We start from the raw sequence: 21,712 nt of genomic DNA, 5'->3' as shown, positions 1-21,712 counted from the left end.
ATTCAAGGATAAGTCAGATAGCAGATGGCGATGAAAAAACTATTAATAGCGTCTCTTTTAGTAAGCAGCAGTATGGCGCATGCTGACGCATTCCAAGTCAGCGATATCCGCTTTGAGGGGCTACAACGCGTCAGTTTAGGGGCCGCTTTATTGTCGATGCCTGTGCGGGTCGGCGACAAGGTTGACGATGAAGATGTCGCAGACGTCATCAACGCGCTCTTTGCCTCAGGTAACTTTGAGGATGTACGCGTGTATCGCGATGACGACGCCCTGCTGGTCAAAGTGGTGGAGCGTCCGACCATTGCCAGTATCTCTTTTTCGGGTAACAAGGCAATCAAGGAAGAGCAGCTAAAAGAGAACCTGACGTCGTCAGGTCTTCGGGTTGGCGAAGCGCTCGATCGCACCCAACTGAGCAAAATCGAAAAAGGCCTCGAGGACTTTTATTACAGTGTGGGTAAATACAGTGCGTCGGTGAAAGCCGTCGTGACGCCCTTGCCGCGCAACCGCGCTGATTTGAAATTTGTCTTCACCGAAGGTGTGTCTGCCAAAATTGAGCAAATTAACTTTGTCGGTAATGATGTGTTCAGTGATGAGCAATTACGCGATAATTTTGATTTGCGTGCCGATGTGCCGTGGTGGAATTTTCTCGCCAATGAAAAGTATCAAAAACAGGTTCTTGCAGGCGATCTTGAGAAACTACGCAGTTTTTATCTAAACCGTGGTTATTTGAAGTTCCGTGTTGAGTCGACACAAGTAGCGATTTCACCGGACAAAAAAGGGGTGTACATCACCTTAAATGTCAATGAAGGCAAGCCTTATCAGGTCGCTGATTTAGACTTTCGTGGCGACCCACAGAATGAAGACACTTACCGCTCACTGGTCACCTTTACCCGTGGCGATACCTACAACGGCGATAAAGTGACCGCACTTGAAGAGGCGATTAAACGGCACCTGGGCGAGACAGGCTTTGCTTATCCGAAAGTGAACACCCTACCCAGCTTTGACGATGATAATCAGCAGGTGTCGTTAACGGTCAACGTTGAGCCCGGTAAGCGAATTTATGTGCGCAATGTGCGTTTTTCAGGCAACACCACCACCAAAGATGAAGTGTTGCGCCGTGAAATGCGACAGCTTGAAGGCACTTGGCTTAACTCAAAAGCGGTTACTCGTGGTAAAGAGCGCCTCAGTCGTACCGGCTTTTTCCAGAACGTGGAAGTGGATACCCAGCGGGTGCCAGGCACGGATGATCAAGTCGACGTTAACTATAAGGTTAAAGAAGCTAACTCCGGCAGCATCAACTTTGGTATCGGTTATGGCACCGAGTCTGGTGCGAGCTTACAGCTCGGCTTACAGCAAGATAACTTTGCCGGTACGGGAAACCGCTTTGGTATCAACGCCATGGTCAACGACTATCGCAAAAACCTCACGCTTGAGTACCGTGACCCTTACTTTACCCTTGATGGTGTGAGCCTAGGCGGCAAGGTGTTCTATAACGAGTTTGAAGCCCGTGACGCCAATATCGTTGAGTACACCAACCAAAGTTACGGTACCAACCTCACATGGGGCTTTTGGACTGACGAGCTGAACTCGATTGATTTCTCGCTAGGATACACTCACAACAAGATTGAGAACCTCGGCAGTTATTATCAAATTGATAAGTTCTTAGACCTTCACCAAGATAACCTTAATAACAATGAAGGCCTGGAAGTTGACGACTTTGATATGTCGGTATCCTGGACGCGCAATAATCTCAACCGCGGCTACTTCCCAACCGCGGGTAACTACCAACGCGCATCGTATCGGATGACGGTACCTGGCTCGGATGTGCAGTACTTTAAAATGCAGTATGACATCCGCCAGTACGTGCCGCTGACACAAGAGCACGAGTTTACGCTGTTGATGCGTGGTCGACTTGGCTATGGTAACGGTTATGGTCAAACCAATGGCCAAGATCATATGCTGCCGTTTTATGAAAACTATTACGCAGGGGGCTTCTCGTCACTGCGTGGCTTCCGTTCCAATACGGTAGGCCCCAAAGCGGTCTATAAAGATAAGTCGGAAGGAGGATCTGAGCAATCAGACGGAGACGTTGAGTACTCAGAAGGTAGCTATGGTTCGAGTGATGCCGTAGGTGGTAATGCTATGGCACGCGCGAGTGCCGAGTTGATTGTGCCAACACCGTTTGCCTCCGAGGAGGCGCGTGAGCAAATCCGTACCAGTGTGTTTATCGATGCCGCCTCAGTGTGGGACACTGAATTTGATCGCCAAGAATTGGTCGACATGGGCTATCCCGCCGGTACAAAAGACTATTCCGATCCCTCCAATATCAGTGCCTCTTACGGCATGGCATTGCAGTGGATGTCCCCAATGGCACCTTTGGTATTTTCTATCGCAAAACCTATTACAAGCCAGCCTGGCGACGATGAAGAGTTCTTTACCTTCACGATCGGGCGCACATTCTGATGATCAGAAAGGAGACTATTGTGAAATCATTTTTGAAAGCAGCGGGACTGAGTGTCGCGGTATTGACAACGTCCATGTACGCATCAGCGGCTGATGCTGCACAGAAGGTGGGCTACGTATCAACCGGGGCCGTGATGTCGCAACTGGCGAAGAAAAACAACCTCAATGAGAAGCTACGCGGTGAATTTAAAGACCGAGTGGCCGAAATTGAACGCTTGAAAGAGAAGCTCTCTGAAGGCGTAGAGAAGCTCAAGCGTAATGGTGAGCTGATGAGTGAAGACGAGCGCGTGAAGCTGCAGCGCAAACTCCAATCGATGGAGTCGGATTACAAGCTGAAAGTGAAAGCGCTTCAAGAAGATCAACGCAAGCGTGGTGGTCAAGAAGAGTCTAAACTAGTCAAAAAGCTCAAGACAGCGGTTGACCAAGTAGCCGAGCAAGAAGGCTATGACATGGTGATTGATGCTAATGCCGTTTTATACGCCAACCCAAGTGATGACTTATCTGAAAAAGTGATCAACGCAGTTAAATAACCGTCGAGGAGCCCATGGTTTCGATTACTCTCGCTGAATTAGCGGATAAACTGGATGCACAGCTCCACGGAGATGGCGCTGTAACGATAAACTCGCTTGCAGGGATGAATTCAGCGGGAGAAGGGCAAATTACCTTCTTATCCAGCCCTAAATACCGTAAAAACTTGTCACTGTGCCGCGCCAGTGCTGTGATGCTAAAAGAGGGCGATCTGTCGTATTGCCAAGGCAACGCCTTGGTCGTGTCAGACCCCTATTTGGCTTACGCCAAAGTGGCACAGRTTCTCGACTCGACGCCCGCTTGTGCCACCGATATTGCCGCATCCGCGGTGGTGGCTGACGATGCGGTGTTGGGAGAGGGCGTGGCAATTGGCCCGAATGCGGTGATTGAATCTGGCGCGCTTATTGGCGATGGAGCACAAATCGGTGCGGGTTGCTTTATCGGTAAAGGGGCAAAAGTGGGCGCGCGTACCAAACTTTGGGCGAATGTCACGCTTTATCATGAGGTAGTGATAGGGCAGGACTGCTTGATTCAAGCGGGTACCGTGATCGGTGCGGACGGGTTTGGCTATGCCAATGATAAAGGCAAGTGGGTGAAAATCCCTCAGCTTGGCCGCGTTGTGATCGGGGATCGCGTCGAAATTGGTGCGTGTACCACCATTGACCGTGGGGCATTGGATGATACCGAAATTGCTGATGGAGTGATTATCGACAACCAGTGCCAGATTGCGCATAATGTGACGATCGGTGAGAACACAGCAATCGCGGGTGCCACTGTGATGGCAGGCAGTCTCAAAGTAGGCAAACACTGCATCATCGGCGGCGCCAGCGTGTTTAATGGCCATATGGAAATCACAGATAACGTGACCATCACGGGAATGGCGATGGTGATGCGGCCAATCACTGAGCCGGGCATGTATTCGTCCGGCATTCCGTTGCAGCCCAACCGCGAGTGGCGGAAGACTGCCGCACGTGTACTCAAGATTGATGAGATGCACAAGCGGCTCAAAGAGCTGGAAAATCAGCTCGATAAACAAGATTAACGCCGAGATGACAGGCCCGCCTTAGTAACGCGGGCCGTTTTGCGTTAATGAAGTCAATATTGGATTTGAACGGGAATACTACCTTGACTCGCGAAAACAAAGTTCTACATATCAACGAAATCAAAGAGCTGTTACCACATCGCTATCCTTTTTTGTTGATTGATCGCGTTATCGATTTTGAAGAAGGGCAATACCTTCACGCGATTAAAAACATCACTGTTAATGAGCCGCAATTTACGGGTCATTTCCCGCAGTTGCCTGTTTTACCAGGCGTACTCATTCTAGAGGCCATGGCGCAAGCAACAGGCTTATTGGCATTTAAGACCTTCGGTAAGCCGAAAGACAACGAGCTATACTACTTTGCAAGCATTGATAATGCGAAATTCCGCCGTCCGGTTTCACCGGGCGACCAATTGGTGCTTGAGGTGGAGTTTATTAGAGAGCGTCGAGGTATTGCGGCCTTTAATGGGGTCGCGAAAGTAGATGGCGAGGTTGTCTGCTCGGCGGAACTGAAGTGCGCAAGAAGAGAGATCTAATTGTGATCCACGAAACGGCTTACATTCACCCCACTGCGGTTGTCGAAGACGGCGTCGTATTGGGCGAAAATGTCAACATTGGCGCTTTTTCTTATATTGGCGAAGGGGTTGAAATCGGCGCGGGCACCGAGGTGATGACACATGTCGTGATCAAAGGCCCGACCCGTATCGGCGCAGATAACCGCATTTATCAATTCGCGTCCATTGGTGAGGCGTGCCAAGATCTCAAATATGCTGGGGAGCCAACCACGCTAGAAATTGGTGATCGCAACACCATTCGTGAAAGCGTGACCATGCATCGTGGTACGGTCCAAGATAAAGGCGAAACCAAAGTTGGTAGTGACAACCTGTTTATGATTAATGCCCACGTCGCCCATGATTGTGTGGTCGGTAATCATTGTATTTTTGCCAACAACGCCACCTTAGCGGGCCACGTTCATGTCGATGATTATGCGATTGTCGGTGGCATGTCCGCCATTCACCAGTTCTGCGTCATTGGTAGTCACGCGATGCTCGGTGGCGGATCGATAGTCGTACAAGATGTTCCGCCTTATGTGATGGCACAGGGCAATCATTGCGCGCCATTTGGCATTAATGTTGAAGGGCTCAAACGCCGTGGCTTTGAAAAGTCCTCCATCCGGGCGATTCGCTCGGTGTACAAAAACATGTATCGCTCAGGCAAAACACTGGAAGAAGTGAAAAAAGAGCTGGCCGAGCAAGCGGATAGTGAGCCGGCACTAGCGCTGTTTATTGACTTTTTTGAGCGTTCGACGCGAGGCGTTATTCGTTGATGTTACCCAGTGAACGCCCATTACGTGTTGGAATTGTCGCCGGGGAAATCTCCGGCGATGTTTTAGGTGAAGGCCTAATCAAAGCGATGCGGGCTCAACATCCTCATGTTGAGTTTGTCGGCATTGGGGGGCCAAGAATGATGGCTCAAGGCTGCCATAGCTTATTCGATATGGAAGAGCTGTCGGTCATGGGGCTGGTAGAAGTGCTGGGACGGCTACCACGTTTGCTGAAAGTAAAAACGGCGTTGGTTAAGCACTTTACCGTCAATCCGCCAGATGTCTTCATCGGTATCGATGCCCCGGATTTTAATCTGCGCCTCGAGGCGTCGTTAAAACAAGCGGGGATAAAAACCGTCCATTATGTTAGCCCATCAGTGTGGGCATGGCGGCAAAAGCGGATTTTTAAGATTGCCGCGGCAACGGATCTGGTTCTGGCTTTTTTACCTTTCGAGAAAGCGTTTTACGATAAGTTCGACGTGCCTTGTGCCTTTGTCGGCCACACTATGGCCGATAGCATTCCGATGCAGGTGGATAAACTCGCCGCGCAGCGCGTGCTTGGGCTGGATAGCAGCAAGCGCTGGCTAGCTGTGCTACCCGGTAGCCGTGGCAGTGAAATGTCGATGTTAGCCCCGCCGTTTATAAAAGCGTGTCAGCAACTGGCAGCACGACACCCTGATCTGGGCTTTGTGGTGGCGCTTGTTAACGAGACTCGACGCCAGCAATTTGAACAGATCTGGCAGACGATTGCGCCTGAACTGTCATTTACGCTGGTTGACGATACGGCGCGCCAAGTGATTAGCGCGGCTGACTCGGTATTACTTGCCTCGGGCACAGTCGCGTTGGAGTGTATGTTACTGAAGCGTCCGATGGTGGTAGGATACAAAGTCAAGCCTGTCACGGCATGGCTTGCCAAACGCTTGTTGAAAACAAAGTATGTATCCTTACCCAATATTCTCGCTGACGCACCTTTAGTGCCTGAATTGCTGCAAGAAGAGTGTCAACCAGAGGCGTTAGCAGATGCGGTTAGCGCTCAGCTTGAWAGTGATAACCAAGCATTGTTGACCACCTTTACTGAGTTGCATCACACTATCCGAAAAGATGCGGATACGTCTGCAGCCAATGCCGTATTAACTTTATTAGATGACCATGACTGAACACGCTTTTCAATACCCTGACGCACAGCTTATCGCGGGGGTCGACGAAGTCGGACGTGGGCCCTTGGTCGGTGCTGTGGTCACTGCCGCGGTGATTCTCGATCCCGCGCAGCCTATTGTGGGTTTGACAGATTCGAAAAAACTGAGCGAGAAAAAGCGTCTTGCCTTGTATGATGAAATCAAACAAAAAGCCTTGGCTTGGTCAGTCGGGCGCGCAGAGCCTGATGAAATCGATTCGCTGAATATTTTACATGCCACCATGCTGGCGATGCAGCGCGCGGTTGAYGGCTTGTCGGTGACGCCGGATTACGCATTAATTGACGGCAACCGGGTGCCACCCTTGTCGATGCCTGCTGAGGCTGTGGTGAAAGGTGACTTGCGGGTCGCAGAAATTAGCGCCGCCTCGATCTTGGCAAAAGTCGATCGTGACCATGAAATKGCTATGTTGGACGCCGCTTATCCGAATTATGGGTTTGCGCAACACAAGGGCTATCCCACCAAGGTCCACATGGCAGCGTTAGCCGAGCATGGCGCATTACCTATGCACCGTAAAAGTTTTAAACCCGTTAAGCGCGCACTGGGCATTGACTAGTCGTGTGATCCCAGCCCTTATTACCGTTAAGTAACGAGCCGTATGTCTGAGCCACGTTTTGTCCATTTACGTATTCACAGTGACTTTTCCATGGTTGATGGTTTGTCCAAGGTGCCACCACTGGTAAAAAAAGTGGCGGAAATGGGCATGCCTGCCATGGCGCTGACTGACTTTAGCAACCTGTGTGGGTTGGTTAAGTTCTATAACACTGCCAACAATGTCGGTGTGAAGCCGATAATTGGCGCTGATTTTTTGGTGCAATCGGAGGCGTTTGGCGAGGAGCTTTGTCAGCTGACCTTATTAGCGACCGACAAAACGGGCTATAAGAACCTGACCTTGCTGATCTCCAAGGCCTACTTACGTGGACATATTCAGCATCGCCCAGTGATCGATCAGCAATGGCTGATTGAGCATTCGGAAGGGTTGATTGTGTTATCCGGCGGCTGCCGTGGTGACTTGGGAAAAGCCTTGCTTAAAGGCAATCAAGCGCTGGCAAAAGAGTGTGCTCACTTTTACCAGACCTATTTCCCGGATGCGTATTACATGGAGCTGGTGCGCACTGGGCGCCAGGATGAAGAAGTCTATCTTCACTTTGCGGTTGATTTTGCCGCCGAGCATGACTTGCCTGTGGTGGCGACCAATGAAGTCTGCTTCATTTCATCTGAGGAGTTTGATGCGCATGAGATCCGGGTTGCGATTCATGATGGTTTCACGCTCGATGATCCTCGTCGTCCCAAGAAATACAGCGCCGAACAGTATTTGCGTACCGAGCAAGAGATGTGTGAGCTCTTCGCGGATATTCCCGAGGCATTGACCAATAGCGTAGAGATAGCCAAGCGTTGTAACGTGCCGGTGCGATTGGATGAGTACTTTTTGCCGAACTTCCCCACAGAGGGAATGGAAATTGATCAATACTTGGTCAAGCGCTCACAAGAAGGCTTGGAAGCGCGTCTTGCCTTTCTCTTTCCTGATGAAGCGGAAAGAGCGCGCCGACGCCCCGACTATGATGCACGACTAGAGCGCGAGCTTGGGGTCATCAACCAAATGGGGTTTCCCGGCTACTTTTTGATCGTGATGGAGTTTATCCAATGGTCAAAAGACAATGACATCCCTGTGGGCCCAGGGCGAGGCTCAGGGGCCGGCTCTTTGGTGGCTTATGCGCTAAAAATTACCGACCTCGATCCACTCCAGTTTGATCTCCTCTTCGAGCGCTTTTTGAACCCCGAACGGGTTTCCATGCCCGACTTCGATGTCGACTTTTGCATGGATAAGCGTGATCTAGTGATCGATCACGTCGCTGAAATGTACGGGCGTGATGCGGTATCGCAGATCATTACCTTCGGTACCATGGCGGCGAAAGCCGTGATCCGTGATGTGGGACGCGTGTTAGGGCACCCATATGGCTTTGTGGACCGGATTTCAAAGCTGGTGCCACCCGATCCTGGAATGACCCTCGAGAAAGCCTTTGACGCCGAGCCCCAGTTGGTTGAGGTGTACAACAGCGATGAGGAAGTCAAAGCGCTGATTGACATGGCGCGGATGCTTGAAGGGGTGACCCGAAATGCGGGTAAGCACGCGGGCGGGGTGGTCATATCACCCACCACGATCACCGATTTCGCCCCCCTTTATTGCGACAGTGAAGGGCATCATCCGGTCACGCAGTTTGATAAAAACGACGTTGAAACCGCCGGTCTCGTGAAGTTTGACTTCTTGGGTCTGCGGACGCTGACCATCATCGACTGGGCGCTGGGGATGATAAATCCGCGCTTACAGCGTCAAGGGAAAGATCCCATTGATATCGCCGCGATCCCGATGGCTGATCAACCTTCATTTGAAATGCTGCGCAAAGCCGAGACGACTGCCGTCTTCCAGCTGGAATCGCGGGGCATGAAGGAGCTGATTAAACGGCTTCAGCCTGATTGCTTTGAAGATATGATCGCTTTGGTGGCCTTGTTCCGTCCTGGCCCGTTGCAATCAGGGATGGTGGATAACTTTATCGACCGTAAGCATGGCCGTGAAGTCGTGTCTTACCCGGATGAAAAATGGCAACACGACTCGTTGAAAGAAACGCTTGAGCCCACCTATGGCATCATTCTCTATCAAGAGCAGGTGATGCAGATCGCTCAGACACTCGCAGGCTATACGCTAGGCGGCGCGGACTTGTTGCGTCGTGCCATGGGTAAGAAAAAGCCAGAAGAAATGGCCAAGCAGCGAGACATTTTTGAAAAAGGGGCAATCGCCAACGGCATTGATGGCGAGCTAGCGATGCGGATCTTTGATTTGGTAGAGAAGTTCGCTGGCTATGGTTTCAACAAATCGCACTCCGCCGCTTACGCACTGGTCTCATATCAAACACTGTGGTTAAAAGCGCATTACCCCGCGGAATTCATGGCGGCGGTAATGACCGCAGACATGGATAACACGGATAAAGTCGTGGGGCTGGTGGAAGAGTGTCGGCGCATGAAACTGACGGTTTTACCGCCGGATGTGAATGCTGGATTGCACCATTTCACCGTCAACGAGCAAGGGGAAATTGTTTACGGTATTGGGGCGATAAAAGGGGTCGGCGAAGGCCCTATCGATACCATTGTTGCTGCGCGTGAGCAAGACGGTTATTTCCGAGACTTGTTTGATTTTTGTGCTCGCATTGATACCAAAAAAGTTAATAAACGAGTGATTGAACGCCTCATCCGTGCCGGTGCCATGGACAAACTCGGCCCTCATCGTGCGGCGATGATGGCCTCGGTCGATGAAGCTATTCGTGCTGCGAGCCAACATCACCAAGCGGAAGCCTACGGGCAAACCGATATGTTTGGGGTGTTGACTGATGCCCCCGAAGAAGTAGAGCATGCCTATGCACACGCTGACCCATGGCCAGATAAAGTATGGCTAGAAGGGGAGCGAGAAACACTGGGCTTGTATTTGACCGGCCATCCGGTCAACAGCTATCGCAAAGAGTTAAAAAACTACATCACGTGGCGGTTAGAAGATGCCCATGCAACCAAGCGTGATGTGGTCTCGACGGTAGCAGGGTTAGTGATCGCTGCACGGGTAATGACCACCAAACGGGGGTCACGATTAGGGATCTTAACCCTTGATGATCGCTCGGGGCGCATGGAAGTGATGCTTTTTTCTGATGTGCTCGACAAATATCTTGACTTGGTGGAGAAAGATCGGATTTTAGTGGTCTCAGGACAGGTCAGCTTTGATGACTTCAACGGGGGGCTTAAAATGACCGCCCGTGAAGTGATGGACATTAGTCAGGCGCGGGAAAAGTATGCGCGTTGTTTAGGGATTTCGATGACCTCGGATCAGGWCGATGCGTCCTTTTTTGAACGATTTCATGATGCACTGGCACCCTACCGCTCCGGTACAGTACCTGTGAATCTTTACTATCAGCGCGACGATGCGCGCGCGCGGTTACGCTTAGGCGCAGAGTGGCGCGTAACACCAACCGATGAATTAATCGACACCTTGAAAGGCTTGCWCGGTCAAGAGCAGGTCGAATTAGAGTTTAACTAAGCCAGGCTGGTGACGTGTCGCGTACACTGGCGGTGACCAATAGGATTCTCTTGGTATGATTCTTAATTTTTTAGAGTTTGAACAACCTATCGCAGAATTAGAAGCCAAAATTGAGGCCCTTCGCGCTGTTTCCAAGCGGGGTGGAGAAGACGCGGTTAACTTGGATAAAGAGATTGAACAACTGGAAACAAAAAGCCTAGAGCTGACGCGAAAAATCTTTGGTGATTTAGGCGCGTGGCAGGTGGCACAACTTGCGCGTCACCCGCAGCGCCCATATACCTACGACTATCTGGATCGCATTTTCCATGAGTTTGATGAATTGGCTGGCGACCGCGCCTATGCTGACGACAAAGCATTGGTGGGAGGAATGGCGCGATTAGAAGGGCGTCCTGTGATGGTGATTGGTCACCAAAAAGGGCGAGACACCAATGAAAAGGTCAAGCGTAACTTTGGTATGCCCAAGCCCGAGGGCTACCGCAAAGCACTGCGCCTGATGAAAATGGCCGAGCGTTTTAATATGCCGGTGATTACCTTTATCGATACCGCAGGCGCTTACCCAGGTGTCGGAGCCGAGGAGCGAGGCCAATCAGAGGCGATTGCACGTAACCTTAAAGAAATGGCCGGCCTGACTGTCCCTGTGATTTGTAATGTGGTCGGTGAAGGTGGTTCTGGTGGTGCGTTGGCGATTGGTGTGGGGGATTATGTCAATATGCTGCAGTACTCCACCTACTCGGTGATCTCCCCCGAGGGTTGTGCATCTATTTTGTGGCGTGATGCTGCAAAAGCGCCGCAAGCGGCTGATGCGATGGGGATAACCGCCCCTCGCCTCAAAGAGCTTGGCTTGATTGATAGTGTGATCACTGAGCCACTGGGGGGTGCACACCGCGACATTAACGCGATGGCGGATAGCATTAAGCAAACACTGCTTACCCAGCTAAGCGATTTAGACAGTCTTGATACCGAAAGCTTGCGGGATCGCCGCTATCAGCGCTTGCTCAATTACGGTTACTGCTAATCGTGATGGAATGCACTGCGATAAAGGGCCTGCGGGCCCTTTTCTTTTACGTAAAGGGCGGCAACAATGACACATTATATAATGATGAATGGCTATGCTTTACCATCAACTGAGTGACACATTAGCCCCGCTGACATCGACACCGCGACAGGTGGTACTGGCGCTCAGTGGCGGATTAGACTCTCGCGTGTTGCTAGCATTATTGACGCAGTATCGCGACCAGCACCCCCAACATGATTATCTTGTGGTTCATGTTCATCACGGTTTGCATCCCGATGCGGATAAATGGGCTGAGCTGTGCCAAATGTGGGCGGACAACGCCGGATTTCGCTGCAGGGTAGAACGGGTGAGCTTGGATACGTCGCTCAGTGTGGAACATGCGGCGAGACAAGCAAGGTATCAGGCGATCGCGCACCTGCTTAAGCCCAATGGACTGGTGTTAACCGCCCAGCACAGTGATGATCAGGTTGAAACCTTTTTCCTCGCCCTCAAACGCGGCAGTGGCTTGGAAGGGTTAGCTGGGATGCCAGCGGTGCGTGCTCTGGGTCAGGGCTATCTGGTACGTCCTTTTTTGACGCTATCAAGAGCGAGCCTTGAGGCATATGCGCGCCAACACCAACTCGATTGGGTGGACGATCCGAGCAACCAAGACACGCGCTTTGATCGCAATTTTTTGCGTCAGCACTGGTTACCGCAAGCGGATGCTCGTTGGCCTGGCTTTCGTAAAGCCGTTGAGCGCACCCAGCGCTTGTGTGGTGAACAAGCGTCCTTATTGGCGCGATTGATAGAGCCTATGGTGACACAAGCGGAGACAGAAGCGGGCAGCCTGGCTATTACCGCGTTACCACAGAACGACTTAGCACTCACGCAGGCCATGCTGCGCCATTGGCTAAAGCGTCACAGTATTACCTTGACGCAAGCACAGTTACAGACATTGCTCTTTGATGTCATCAACGCTAAACCGGATGCCAACCCGAGCTTGAGCGTGGGCACGGTGAGTATTCGCCGCTTCCAGCAACAGCTTTATATCGTGCTGCCTTATGCCGATTTATCCCAATGGCAGGGCACATTGACGCCAGAAACACCGTTAGCACTGCCAGATGGACTGGGTACCTTGTACTTACTGCCTTATTCGTCGACAGAGAAAGGGCTCGCGCTGGGAAATCTCACGTCGCGGGCACTGCGTGTACACTTTAACCCTCGTGGCTTATCGATTCATCCTGCCGGCCGACAAGGGCGCCGAAAGCTAAAAAAACTCTACCAAGAAGCCGAGATCCCCAGCTGGTTACGTCGACGCCAACCGATTATTTGCGATGGCGAGACAGTGGTGGCCATTGCCGATAGGTATGTTAGTCAGGCCGCAAGCGGTAAACAATGGCGACTTGTTTGGCAGCATGAGTCTTAATCTTCCTGTCACCCGGCGCGATTCGCTCACTTAACATCGCTCGCTCACCAGGTGCCAGAGCAAACGTCGGGCGAGTTGGATGAGATCAGAATACTGAACGGGTGATGATTAATTGAGCAGTTAGACTATCTTATCTTGCTTAATCGTGACGAATTACTTAATGTACTAGTCTAATGATACGCAAGGTAAGCAGTAATGGCATCAAGTCGCGAATTATTCGGTACTAGGATTGGCTTTGTTCTGGCTGCAGCAGGGGCTGCAGTGGGACTGGGTAATATTTGGGGATTTCCCACTCAAGCGGCCAGTAATGGCGGTGGCGCGTTTTTACTCGTCTACTTGTTAATGATTTTGCTGGTGGCATTTCCCATGTTGGTGGTGGAAATGGCGATTGGCCGTCATGGGCGTGCGAACCCACTGGATAGCATGCGTGCACTCAGTGATAATCCTTTGATGAAGCGCTTAGGAAGCGGTGTGGGTTTAGTGGGACTGGCCGTTCCTTGTATGGTGCTGGCGTTCTATAGCATTGTTGGGGGCTGGTTAGTGTCTTTTCTCCTTGCGGCGGTTGCAGAGATCTTACACTTTACCGACGCGGCAGCATGGTTAAAAGGCTTCTCGGCTTCACGTAACTTGTTTGGCGCTATCCTCTTTTATGTGTTGACGATCTTTATCGTGCAAGCAGGTGTGAAACAAGGGATTGAACGTTGGTCGACGCGGTTGATGCCCGCATTATTCGTGCTGTTTGCCGCGATGTTTATCTACATCATGACACTTCCTGGCGCGACTGAGGGCTTAAAGCACTACCTTATTCCTGACTTCTCCAAGATCATGGACAGAGATCTGCTCTTGGCCGCGATGGGACAAGGCTTTTTCTCGCTGACCATTGGTGGGTGCTCGATGCTGATTTATGGCTCTTATCTGAGTCAGAAAGAAAATCTGCCTAAGATGGCATTGAGCGTCACGCTGGTCGATACCGCGGTGGCAGTTATTGCTGGTCTGGTGGTGCTACCTGCCATGTTTGTTGCCATGCACCAAGGCGTAGAAATATACGCCCAAGATGGCAGCTTGCTGAGTGCCGATACGCTGGTATTTACCGTGTTACCTTTGCTGTTTGAAAGCCTCGGAGCGGCAGGGCCTTACGTGTCTTTGGTCTTTTTCTTACTGATGACTATTGCGGCGCTGACCTCTTCGATTTCTATGCTCGAGTGCCCGGTTGCTCTTGCCAGTGAACGACTAGGCTCAAGCCGTAAAATCACCAGTTGGGTGCTGGGTGGTCTGATTGCCGCGTTTAGTGCGGTGATTGTCTTCCATTTCGGTACCTTGTTTGGTTTGGTGGCGAAAGTGGCGACACAGTACTTCCAGCCCTTTGCAGCGCTATTGTTCTGCTTGTTTGGTGGGTGGATTTGGTCGCGTGACCGCAAATTGTCGGCCTTGCGTGAGGGGTATGCGGATATTGAGCAGAGCCTGTTTTGGAAAATATGGCCTGTCTACGTCAAGTTCGTTTGTCCTATATTAGTGGCGACCGTCCTGTGGGTGTCACTGGGCTAACAAAAGCCGTCGAGATCGCGACCAATAATGAAAAAAGCGGACGAAATGTCCGCTTTTTGCGTTGTATAGACGTTGACTTAACGAAATTGGTTGGCGTCTTCGATATACGTAAAGCCTGCTTCTTCGAGCCGCGTGCACAGTACGGCTTTGTCGATATCATAATAGCGAACCAGATCCTCCAAGCTGTCAAACTCGTCACGTAGCTTCATATTGACAATGCTCATCAGCATGACAGGGTCCATGGTGGCGTAATTGTTTAGATCCATCTTAGTCCTCGTGATCGCTGATCAACAAGTTGGCCGCGGCAAATGCGGCTTGCTCTCGACGCGATTGCTGGATCTCAGTGTCTTGTGCAATATCGTTGAGGGCTTTTAATGCGCAATGGATCGCCGCTGGTATATAGCCTTGCTCGCCACTGCCAATTTCCGCATAGCGTTGGCGAATCAAGTCACAGCAGTCTGCTATTTTCATGGTGTTCTCCTCACGTAATGATGAGGATCACTATACCCAATCTGGTTAGGGAGAGGAAAGCGCTAACGTGCGCGTTTTTGCCGGTACATACTTTGGTCGGCACGTTCATAGAGCGACAAGTTATTATCACCTTGTCGATAGACAGAGAAACCAACTGACGCGCTGATCTGGTGACTTGATAACAAATGATCTTGGCCAACTAAGCTCTTCACTCGTGAGGTCACGTGTTTCACCGAGCTTTTACTGGCAGGTTGCAAGATCACGGCAAACTCATCGCCACCGAGTCGATAGCAACGATCGCTGCCGCGCACAGCTTCTTTGACCAGCAATGAAAAACGGCGTAGTACCTTATCACCATCCAAGTGGCCATAGGTATCATTGACTTGTTTGAAGTTGTCCATATCGAACATCACCATGACCAGACCAATATTTTCCCGTTCACAGACGGCGACGGCATGCTGAAGGTCTTGTTCAAAGCTGGTGCGGTTATGTAGGCCAGTGAGACCATCGAGCAATGCCATGTTTTTCACGCGCGTATATTCAACGGCATTATTCAGCGGGCCGGCGAGCAGCTTGTGATAGGTATGGAGCAAGCTGATTTCATCTGGATCGAGCTTGTAAGGGGTAGAGTATTGCAACACACCCAATGGCTGCTTATTGAACTTGATGGAAAACGTCTGACGAAATGTGTGTTGTACGCCACGACGAATGATGTTGGAGATATCATCATGCTCCCAAATAATGCGCCCAATATCGATCTGCTTTTCTAGTTCACGCGCGTAGACTTCAAACAACACTTTGATATCAAGGTGGCCTTGCAGCTTTTGTAACAACAACAAACGTTGATCGGCACCGAGCGGAACAATCCGCGGGGCGCGATCAGAGTTTGTATATTGTTTGATGTGCGAGGCATTCATGCGTGATCAACTACTCAGTAACAACGTCGGTTTCAATCTATGAAGCAGGTATCGTGCCAGTCTATATATTTTCGCTAATGGCGATGGGTGGATGCGAGTGAGGATACTGTTTTAAAGTAACTAATCTGTCAATAGAGAGAGGATCTCAGCCTGGTGATTGTGTGCATCACGGTAGCCAATGTCAATCAACTGGCGAAGGTATGCCGCCTCAAATAACAGATAACTGGCAAAGGTGGCATCTTGACTGGCATTAATCCCCAAAAGCTTAAGCAAGCTGCGCAATGCCAGTGGCATATGGCTGTAGTAGCGGTTCGCCATGGGTTCAAATGGCTCTGAAGGCCGAAGATGAAGCACATCAATGTGGCGCAGACCTAGACGCTCTTTTTGGTCGGGAGATAAAGCGCTGGCAACCTGATTAAGCCGTTGTAAATGCTCTAAGTCTGCCGAGAGCGTATCCGCAAAGATAGCATTCATTAAATGACCGCCGAGCATCGCTAAACCTGGCGCGGTGTGTTTAATTTGTTCAGGCCGCCGTATTCCTGTGGTCAGATCCAGAATTAAAATCCGCTCCGCGTCCATTTTGACAGCGGGACACAACGGGGAAATTTGGTGAATTGCCCCATCACCATAAAACTCGTGGCCAATCCTGGAGGCAGGAAAAACGAAAGGAATGGCTGAAGAGGCCAGTAAGTGTTCGGTGGAAATTTGACTTCGCTTTCCCACTGCGCGGGCTCTTTCCCACGGTTTGATATGAGATGCGCCTTGAAAGAAACTCACCGATTGCCCCGTTTGGTAGTTTGAGGCAGTGACAGACAAGCCATTTAAATGACCAGCAAGCAATTGATAATTAAGCTTATTAAAGCTGATCGTTTGATTCAGTAATTCTCTTAATGGCCGATTATTGAGCAACCCGAAAGGCTGAGTGGGTTGGTAGTGAGATTGAAAGCGTTGCCCGGTTTGCGACAAAAGATGGCCGATAAGTGCACTGGGCTGACTGGCGAGCACCCGGGAGGTGTTCAATCGATGCCATAGCCAAGACAGTTTTTTGACGCCTAGTCGAAAACATGACGCATAGCTTGCCAAAGATACCGCGTTGATAGCACCGGCGGATGTGCCGCAATAAATGGTAAAGGGACTCGTGTGCACCCGCGGGTACCAGTGGGCGATCGCCGAGAGTACGCCTACTTGGTAAGCGGCTCGTGCACCGCCGCCAGTGAGCACCAAGGCAATTTTGGGTTTGTTTTTCGACATAGGACTACCATTATTACCACGCTAACAGTTTGATTATAGACGCTCTTTCATCTCACGCGCGGCGGTATATCACAGACTCCAAATATCATTAATGATAATGAGGTTGAAAATTGTTATCAATTCGATCTAGGCTGATGGTGTCTTAATCATCGATGGAGCAACACCATGACTYACTCTTTTCCCGATCTTCCTTATGCTTATGATGCGCTAGAGCCCCACATTGATGAGGCAACCATGCGCATTCATCATCAGCGTCACCACAAAACCTATTACGATAAATTTGTTGCGGCGATTGAAGAGACGGCGCGTAATGGTGAATCGCTTGAGACTTTATTTGCTGAGGTTTCAACGCTGCCTGCTGCCATTCGTAATAATGGCGGTGGTTATTACAACCATATGATTTATTGGCAATCGATGACGCCCAACCCTAAGGGGACACCAGAAGGACCGCTCTACGATGCCATTGTAGCGACCTACGGCTCACTCGATGCGTTTAAAGAGGCCTTTAGTCAGGCGGCGATTGGTCAGTTTGGGTCAGGCTTTGCGTGGCTGGTAGTGAAAGAAGATGGACAGCTTGCGATTACATCGACACCTAATCAAGATAATCCATTGATGGATATTGCAGAGGTGAAAGGAGAGCCGCTGTTAGGTTGTGATGTGTGGGAGCATGCTTACTATCTTAACTATCAGAATAAGCGCCCAGATTATGTCAATGCTTGGTGGCAAGTGGTCAATTGGGACTTTGCTGAAAAGGCATACCAAAAAGCACGCGAGGCGATTAGCTGATACAAAAATGCCCCGCAGAGCGGGGCATGACATGCTTGCTTTTGGCGCTATTTAGTCAAGCTTTGACTGAATAAACGTCAGTGCATCGTCAATGGAGAAAGGCACTTTCTCGCCGTCTCGACGATGCTTATACTCGAACACGCCGTTATCCATACTACGCTCACCAATGACGATAGTGTGAGGCACGCCGATAAGTTCAATATCAGAGAACATTACACCTGGACGCTCTTTACGGTCGTCAAAAAGTACCTCAATACCGGCTGCGGTAAGATCGGTGTATAACTTTTCAGCCGCTTCACGGACACGTTCAGATTTGTGCATATTCATCGGGACAATGGCCACCTTGAAAGGCGCGATGGCGTCAGGCCAGATAATACCGTTTTGGTCATGGTTCTGCTCAATCGCTGCAGCCACAACACGCGTAATACCAATGCCGTAACAGCCCATCTCTAACATGGCGTTCTTACCGTCTTGGCCTAGTACGCCAGCATTCATCTTTTGTGAGTAGTTATTGCCCAGCTGGAAGATATGGCCCACTTCGATGCCACGTTTAAACATCAATGTGCCTTTACCACAAGGGCTAGGATCGCCTTCGATGACATTGCGCAGGTCGGCGACTTGACCTAGCTCTACATCGCGTCCCCAATTTATTCCGAAGTAGTGTTTATCGTCGGTGTTTGCACCAGCACCAAAGTCACTCATTACCGCAACACTGCGATCGACGATGAAAGGTGCCGGTAGGTTTACCGGACCCAAAGAGCCAGGACCTGCACCGACAAGCGCACGGATTTCTTCTTCGGTGGCGAAAGTAAGCGGTGCTTCTACCTCAGGTAGATTTTCCGCTTTTACTTCGTTGAGTTCATGATCGCCACGGATGATTAGTGCGATAAGATCGGACTCGACCTGTTCAGACGCTTTGACGAAAAGCGTCTTAACTGTTTTTTCGATCGGGAGATCAAACTGCTCAACCAGTTCAGCAATGGTTTTCGCATTCGGCGTATCGACCAGCGCCATGGCTTGCGTGGGTGAATCGGCTTGCGCCTGAGGGGCGAGCGCTTCGGCTTTTTCAATATTTGCCGCGTAGTCGGACTCGGTTGAAAATGCGATCAGATCTTCACCACTGTCGGCCAGGACATGGAATTCGTGCGAGGCGGAACCACCAATGGCGCCAGTATCAGCCAATACGGCACGGTAGTCTAGCCCCATGCGGTCAAAGATGGCGCAATAAGCCGCGCGCATTTTCTCATAGCTCTGCTCCATACCCGCTTTGTCGATATCGAAGCTGTAGGCGTCTTTCATGGTAAATTCGCGAGAGCGCATGACGCCAAAACGAGGACGTACTTCGTCACGGAACTTGGTTTGGATTTGGTACAAGTTGAGCGGCAATTGCTTGTATGAATTGATTTCGTTGCGCGCCAAGTGCGTAATCACTTCTTCATGCGTGGGGCCTAAAACAAAATCACGTTGATGGCGGTCAGCAATACGTAGCAGCTCAGGACCAAACTTTTCCCAACGCCCCGTTTCTTGCCATAAATCTGCTGGTTGTACGACAGGCATCATGGTTTCGACGGCGCCGGCACGGTTCATTTCTTCGCGAACAATACGCTCGACATGGCGAAGGACGCGAACCCCGGTAGGAAGCCAAGTATAAAGGCCTGAAGCGAGTTTTCGAATCATACCCGCACGCAACATCAGCTGGTGGCTGATAATTTCTGCGTCGCTAGGGGTTTCTTTCAAAGTAGAAAGCAGATATTGACTGGTACGCATGTAAAGTTATCCGTTGATATTGGCGATCAATAAGTCCAAGCATATTAACAGCGTGGGGGAGTTTCGACAAAAGCTTCTATGGTAGCCACCTCTATTTGCTCGTTTTGCACGTAAAACGTGACGTTAAAGTCGAACAGGTGAACAGCATAGCGGCGATTATCCGGTTGACCTTTTCTATAAGCCGGGCGTGGGTCTTGTGCTAAAACGTCAGCGATGACACGTTGATAATAGGCTTGCTGATGGGTTTGAGATAAAGCCAATAAGGCGCGGTCAGAGAAATGAACGTCTAGTGGCGTGGGTTTGGTGTGAGCAAATCCGCCTTGAGCGTCGGGAATACTGTCAGAGTAAGGAATATAGGGCTTAATATCGACAATCGGGGTTTGGTCAACAAGATCGCACCCTCGTAATACCAAGGTTACTTGCCCGCTATCTTGAGTGACATCAACCAGCTCTACCGCCGACATACCAATGCCATTAGGACGAAATGTAGCCCGGCTGGCAAACACACCCATTCTCTCATTCCCCCCTAAACGAGGTGGCCGGACAGTAGGGCGCCATCCCTTATCTAAGTTCTGATCAAAAAGAAAAAGCAACCAAAGGTGAGAGTATTGTTCAATCCCTCGTACGGCGTCGATCTGATTGGCATCCCCCTGTAAGCAGAGATAAGCCAGTGCACTCGGCGCTAAACCAGGTTGACGAGGGACCGCAAACTTCTCTTTAAAAGGAGAGTAAAGCGTGCCGATTGGAGTGATAGAAAACGGGTAACACATAACCAAATAAACCTAAAACAACGTGGATATACTTTAGCATGTGATAGAAGAGGGGAGTATGGATGCAAGTCAGTCTTGGGCGTGACATAATCTCAACATTATTTACCGAGGGGAACAACGCGTGAGTCTTCCAGCCGTTTTTATCGATCGTGATGGTGTCGTTAATGTCGATCACGGTTATGTGTCTAGTATCGATAGCTTTGAATATATTGAGGGTGTGTTCGACGCATGTAGGGCGCTGAAAGAAAGCGGCTATTTACTCGTACTGGTGACCAATCAAGCCGGTATCGCAAGAGGCTACTTTTCGGAGCAAGATTTTTTGCAATTGACCGAATGGATGGATTGGAACTTTGCTGATAAAGGTGTCGATTTTGATGGGATATATTACTGCCCCCATCATGCCAGTGAAGGAGTCGGTGAGTATCGAATTGATTGCGATTGTCGCAAACCCAAGCCGGGTATGTTGATTGATGCCCAGCAAGAGCTTGATATTGATATGTCACGCTCGGTGATGGTGGGAGATAAAGCGGATGATATGAAAGCCGCAGAGTGTGCAGGGGTTGCAACCCGTTTGCTAGTGCGCTCAGGTAAACCTGTCACCGAACAAGGCGTCGCATTAGCAACTGACGTTGTTGACTCTATCGCTGATATACCCGGTTGGCTTGCTAACCATTAAAACGATATACAAACAGCATCTTGGCGATTATTTGTACAGTTAGATTTTTTTCAACAAAAACGCTTGCATCAAAAAAACAAGTCTCTATAATTCGCTTCTCGTTGGCACGGCAAGCCGCGCTAACAACGGCAAAACAGCCAAGCAAACAAAACGCTTGACTCATTGCCTCGGTGGCGTAAAATGCCACACCCGCTCAAGATTGGGCGGCGCTCTTTAACAATTTGACCTATGCAATCTGTGTGGGCACTCGTTAAGAATAGACAAAAAGATTTATTCGATGAACTGAGTGACCAAACGACAACTTTTACAGTTGTTCGGCACAGTCAATTCGTTTGTCTCTTCGGAGATAAACAGTAATCAGTATTCATTGAGCAGTTTCTACGGAAACACCAAACTTAAATTGAAGAGTTTGATCATGGCTCAGATTGAACGCTGGCGGCAGGCCTAACACATGCAAGTCGAGCGGAAACGGCAGCATTGA

The 21,712-nt window shown here is 50.2% G+C and carries 19 protein-coding genes and 1 rRNA gene; 14 read left to right on the top strand and 6 right to left on the bottom strand.

Features of this window, described 5'->3' with window-relative positions; all coding sequences use genetic code 11:
* Positions 1 to 24: 24 nt before the first annotated feature.
* The 11 genes from bamA to BZG14_RS04185 all read left to right on the top strand — a co-directional run bounded on the left by bamA (position 25) and on the right by BZG14_RS04185 (position 14,593).
* The gene (gene bamA / locus BZG14_RS04235; RefSeq protein ID WP_077486854.1) at positions 25 to 2,463 is read left to right on the top strand and encodes an outer membrane protein assembly factor BamA; all 2,439 of its coding nucleotides are present in this window, start codon (positions 25 to 27) and stop codon (positions 2,461 to 2,463) included.
* 20 nt (positions 2,464 to 2,483) lie between these two features.
* Complete coding sequence (locus tag BZG14_RS04230; protein WP_069363547.1) at positions 2,484 to 2,993, top strand: OmpH family outer membrane protein; 510 nt, start codon at positions 2,484 to 2,486, stop codon at positions 2,991 to 2,993.
* A 14-nt stretch (positions 2,994 to 3,007) separates the two neighbouring features.
* The gene (gene lpxD / locus BZG14_RS04225) at positions 3,008 to 4,033 is read left to right on the top strand and encodes a UDP-3-O-(3-hydroxymyristoyl)glucosamine N-acyltransferase (protein ID WP_077608057.1); all 1,026 of its coding nucleotides are present in this window, start codon (positions 3,008 to 3,010) and stop codon (positions 4,031 to 4,033) included.
* Positions 4,034 to 4,116: 83 nt separating this feature from the next.
* Positions 4,117 to 4,569, top strand: a complete 453-nt coding sequence (gene fabZ / locus BZG14_RS04220) for a 3-hydroxyacyl-ACP dehydratase FabZ (protein ID WP_069363579.1) — start codon at positions 4,117 to 4,119, stop codon at positions 4,567 to 4,569.
* Between the two features lie 2 nt (positions 4,570 to 4,571).
* Positions 4,572 to 5,360 (top strand): acyl-ACP--UDP-N-acetylglucosamine O-acyltransferase, encoded by a 789-nt coding sequence (gene lpxA / locus BZG14_RS04215; protein ID WP_077458467.1) that lies wholly within the window; start codon positions 4,572 to 4,574, stop codon positions 5,358 to 5,360.
* On the top strand, positions 5,360 to 6,514 hold the full coding sequence (gene lpxB, locus BZG14_RS04210; RefSeq protein ID WP_077608056.1) for a lipid-A-disaccharide synthase: 1,155 nt from the start codon (positions 5,360 to 5,362) through the stop codon (positions 6,512 to 6,514). Before lpxA ends, lpxB begins: the two co-directional genes overlap by 1 nt.
* Complete coding sequence (rnhB, locus tag BZG14_RS04205; protein ID WP_077608073.1) at positions 6,507 to 7,106, top strand: ribonuclease HII; 600 nt, start codon at positions 6,507 to 6,509, stop codon at positions 7,104 to 7,106. Before lpxB ends, rnhB begins: the two co-directional genes overlap by 8 nt.
* 42 nt (positions 7,107 to 7,148) lie before the next feature.
* Entirely contained in the window at positions 7,149 to 10,628 is a 3,480-nt protein-coding gene (gene dnaE / locus BZG14_RS04200) for a DNA polymerase III subunit alpha (protein ID WP_077608055.1), read from the top strand.
* 55 nt (positions 10,629 to 10,683) lie between these two features.
* Positions 10,684 to 11,643, top strand: a complete 960-nt coding sequence (accA, locus tag BZG14_RS04195) for an acetyl-CoA carboxylase carboxyl transferase subunit alpha (protein ID WP_077608054.1) — start codon at positions 10,684 to 10,686, stop codon at positions 11,641 to 11,643.
* 94 nt (positions 11,644 to 11,737) lie between these two features.
* Positions 11,738 to 13,048: a tRNA lysidine(34) synthetase TilS gene (gene tilS, locus BZG14_RS04190; RefSeq protein WP_108743518.1), complete on the top strand. Its 1,311-nt coding sequence runs from the start codon at positions 11,738 to 11,740 to the stop codon at positions 13,046 to 13,048.
* A 195-nt stretch (positions 13,049 to 13,243) separates the two neighbouring features.
* Complete coding sequence (locus BZG14_RS04185) at positions 13,244 to 14,593, top strand: sodium-dependent transporter (protein ID WP_069363554.1); 1,350 nt, start codon at positions 13,244 to 13,246, stop codon at positions 14,591 to 14,593.
* 77 nt (positions 14,594 to 14,670) lie between these two features.
* Here the strand turns inward: BZG14_RS04185 and BZG14_RS04180 are convergent, their stop codons facing one another.
* The 4 genes from BZG14_RS04180 to BZG14_RS04165 form a co-directional block, all read right to left on the bottom strand.
* Positions 14,671 to 14,859, bottom strand: coding sequence for a DUF4250 domain-containing protein (locus BZG14_RS04180; RefSeq protein ID WP_046074193.1), 189 nt, complete (start codon positions 14,857 to 14,859; stop codon positions 14,671 to 14,673).
* Position 14,860: 1 nt separating this feature from the next.
* On the bottom strand, positions 14,861 to 15,064 hold the full coding sequence (locus BZG14_RS04175; protein WP_069363555.1) for a YaeP family protein: 204 nt from the start codon (positions 15,062 to 15,064) through the stop codon (positions 14,861 to 14,863).
* 62 nt (positions 15,065 to 15,126) lie between these two features.
* Positions 15,127 to 15,981 carry a GGDEF domain-containing protein gene (locus BZG14_RS04170; protein ID WP_077608053.1) on the bottom strand — a complete coding sequence of 285 codons (855 nt, stop codon included), beginning with the start codon at positions 15,979 to 15,981 and terminating at the stop codon, positions 15,127 to 15,129.
* A gap of 120 nt (positions 15,982 to 16,101) precedes the next feature.
* Entirely contained in the window at positions 16,102 to 17,232 is a 1,131-nt protein-coding gene (locus tag BZG14_RS04165) for a patatin-like phospholipase family protein (protein WP_077608052.1), read from the bottom strand.
* A 165-nt stretch (positions 17,233 to 17,397) separates the two neighbouring features.
* Between BZG14_RS04165 and BZG14_RS04160 the strand changes: the two genes are divergently transcribed.
* Positions 17,398 to 18,018, top strand: a complete 621-nt coding sequence (locus tag BZG14_RS04160; protein ID WP_077608051.1) for a superoxide dismutase — start codon at positions 17,398 to 17,400, stop codon at positions 18,016 to 18,018.
* 51 nt (positions 18,019 to 18,069) lie between these two features.
* Here BZG14_RS04160 and BZG14_RS04155 read toward each other — a convergent pair whose 3' ends face one another.
* Both BZG14_RS04155 and tsaA read right to left on the bottom strand, forming a co-directional pair.
* Positions 18,070 to 19,785: a proline--tRNA ligase gene (locus BZG14_RS04155; RefSeq protein WP_077486844.1), complete on the bottom strand. Its 1,716-nt coding sequence runs from the start codon at positions 19,783 to 19,785 to the stop codon at positions 18,070 to 18,072.
* 44 nt (positions 19,786 to 19,829) lie between these two features.
* Positions 19,830 to 20,555, bottom strand: a complete 726-nt coding sequence (gene tsaA, locus BZG14_RS04150) for a tRNA (N6-threonylcarbamoyladenosine(37)-N6)-methyltransferase TrmO (protein ID WP_077608050.1) — start codon at positions 20,553 to 20,555, stop codon at positions 19,830 to 19,832.
* Positions 20,556 to 20,676: 121 nt separating this feature from the next.
* On the opposite strand from tsaA, the gene gmhB reads away from it, so the two are divergent.
* Both gmhB and BZG14_RS04135 read left to right on the top strand, forming a co-directional pair.
* Positions 20,677 to 21,231: a D-glycero-beta-D-manno-heptose 1,7-bisphosphate 7-phosphatase gene (gene gmhB, locus BZG14_RS04145; protein ID WP_077486842.1), complete on the top strand. Its 555-nt coding sequence runs from the start codon at positions 20,677 to 20,679 to the stop codon at positions 21,229 to 21,231.
* Between the two features lie 397 nt (positions 21,232 to 21,628).
* Positions 21,629 to 21,712: ribosomal RNA gene (locus tag BZG14_RS04135) — 16S ribosomal RNA — on the top strand; the annotation flags it as partial.

It is taken from the genome of Salinivibrio sp. IB282 (genome assembly GCF_001995685.1).
Lineage (GTDB): Bacteria > Pseudomonadota > Gammaproteobacteria > Enterobacterales > Vibrionaceae > Salinivibrio > Salinivibrio kushneri.
The sequence above is the reverse complement of the archived record's forward strand: the minus strand, read 5'-3'. Positions and strand labels throughout refer to the sequence as shown.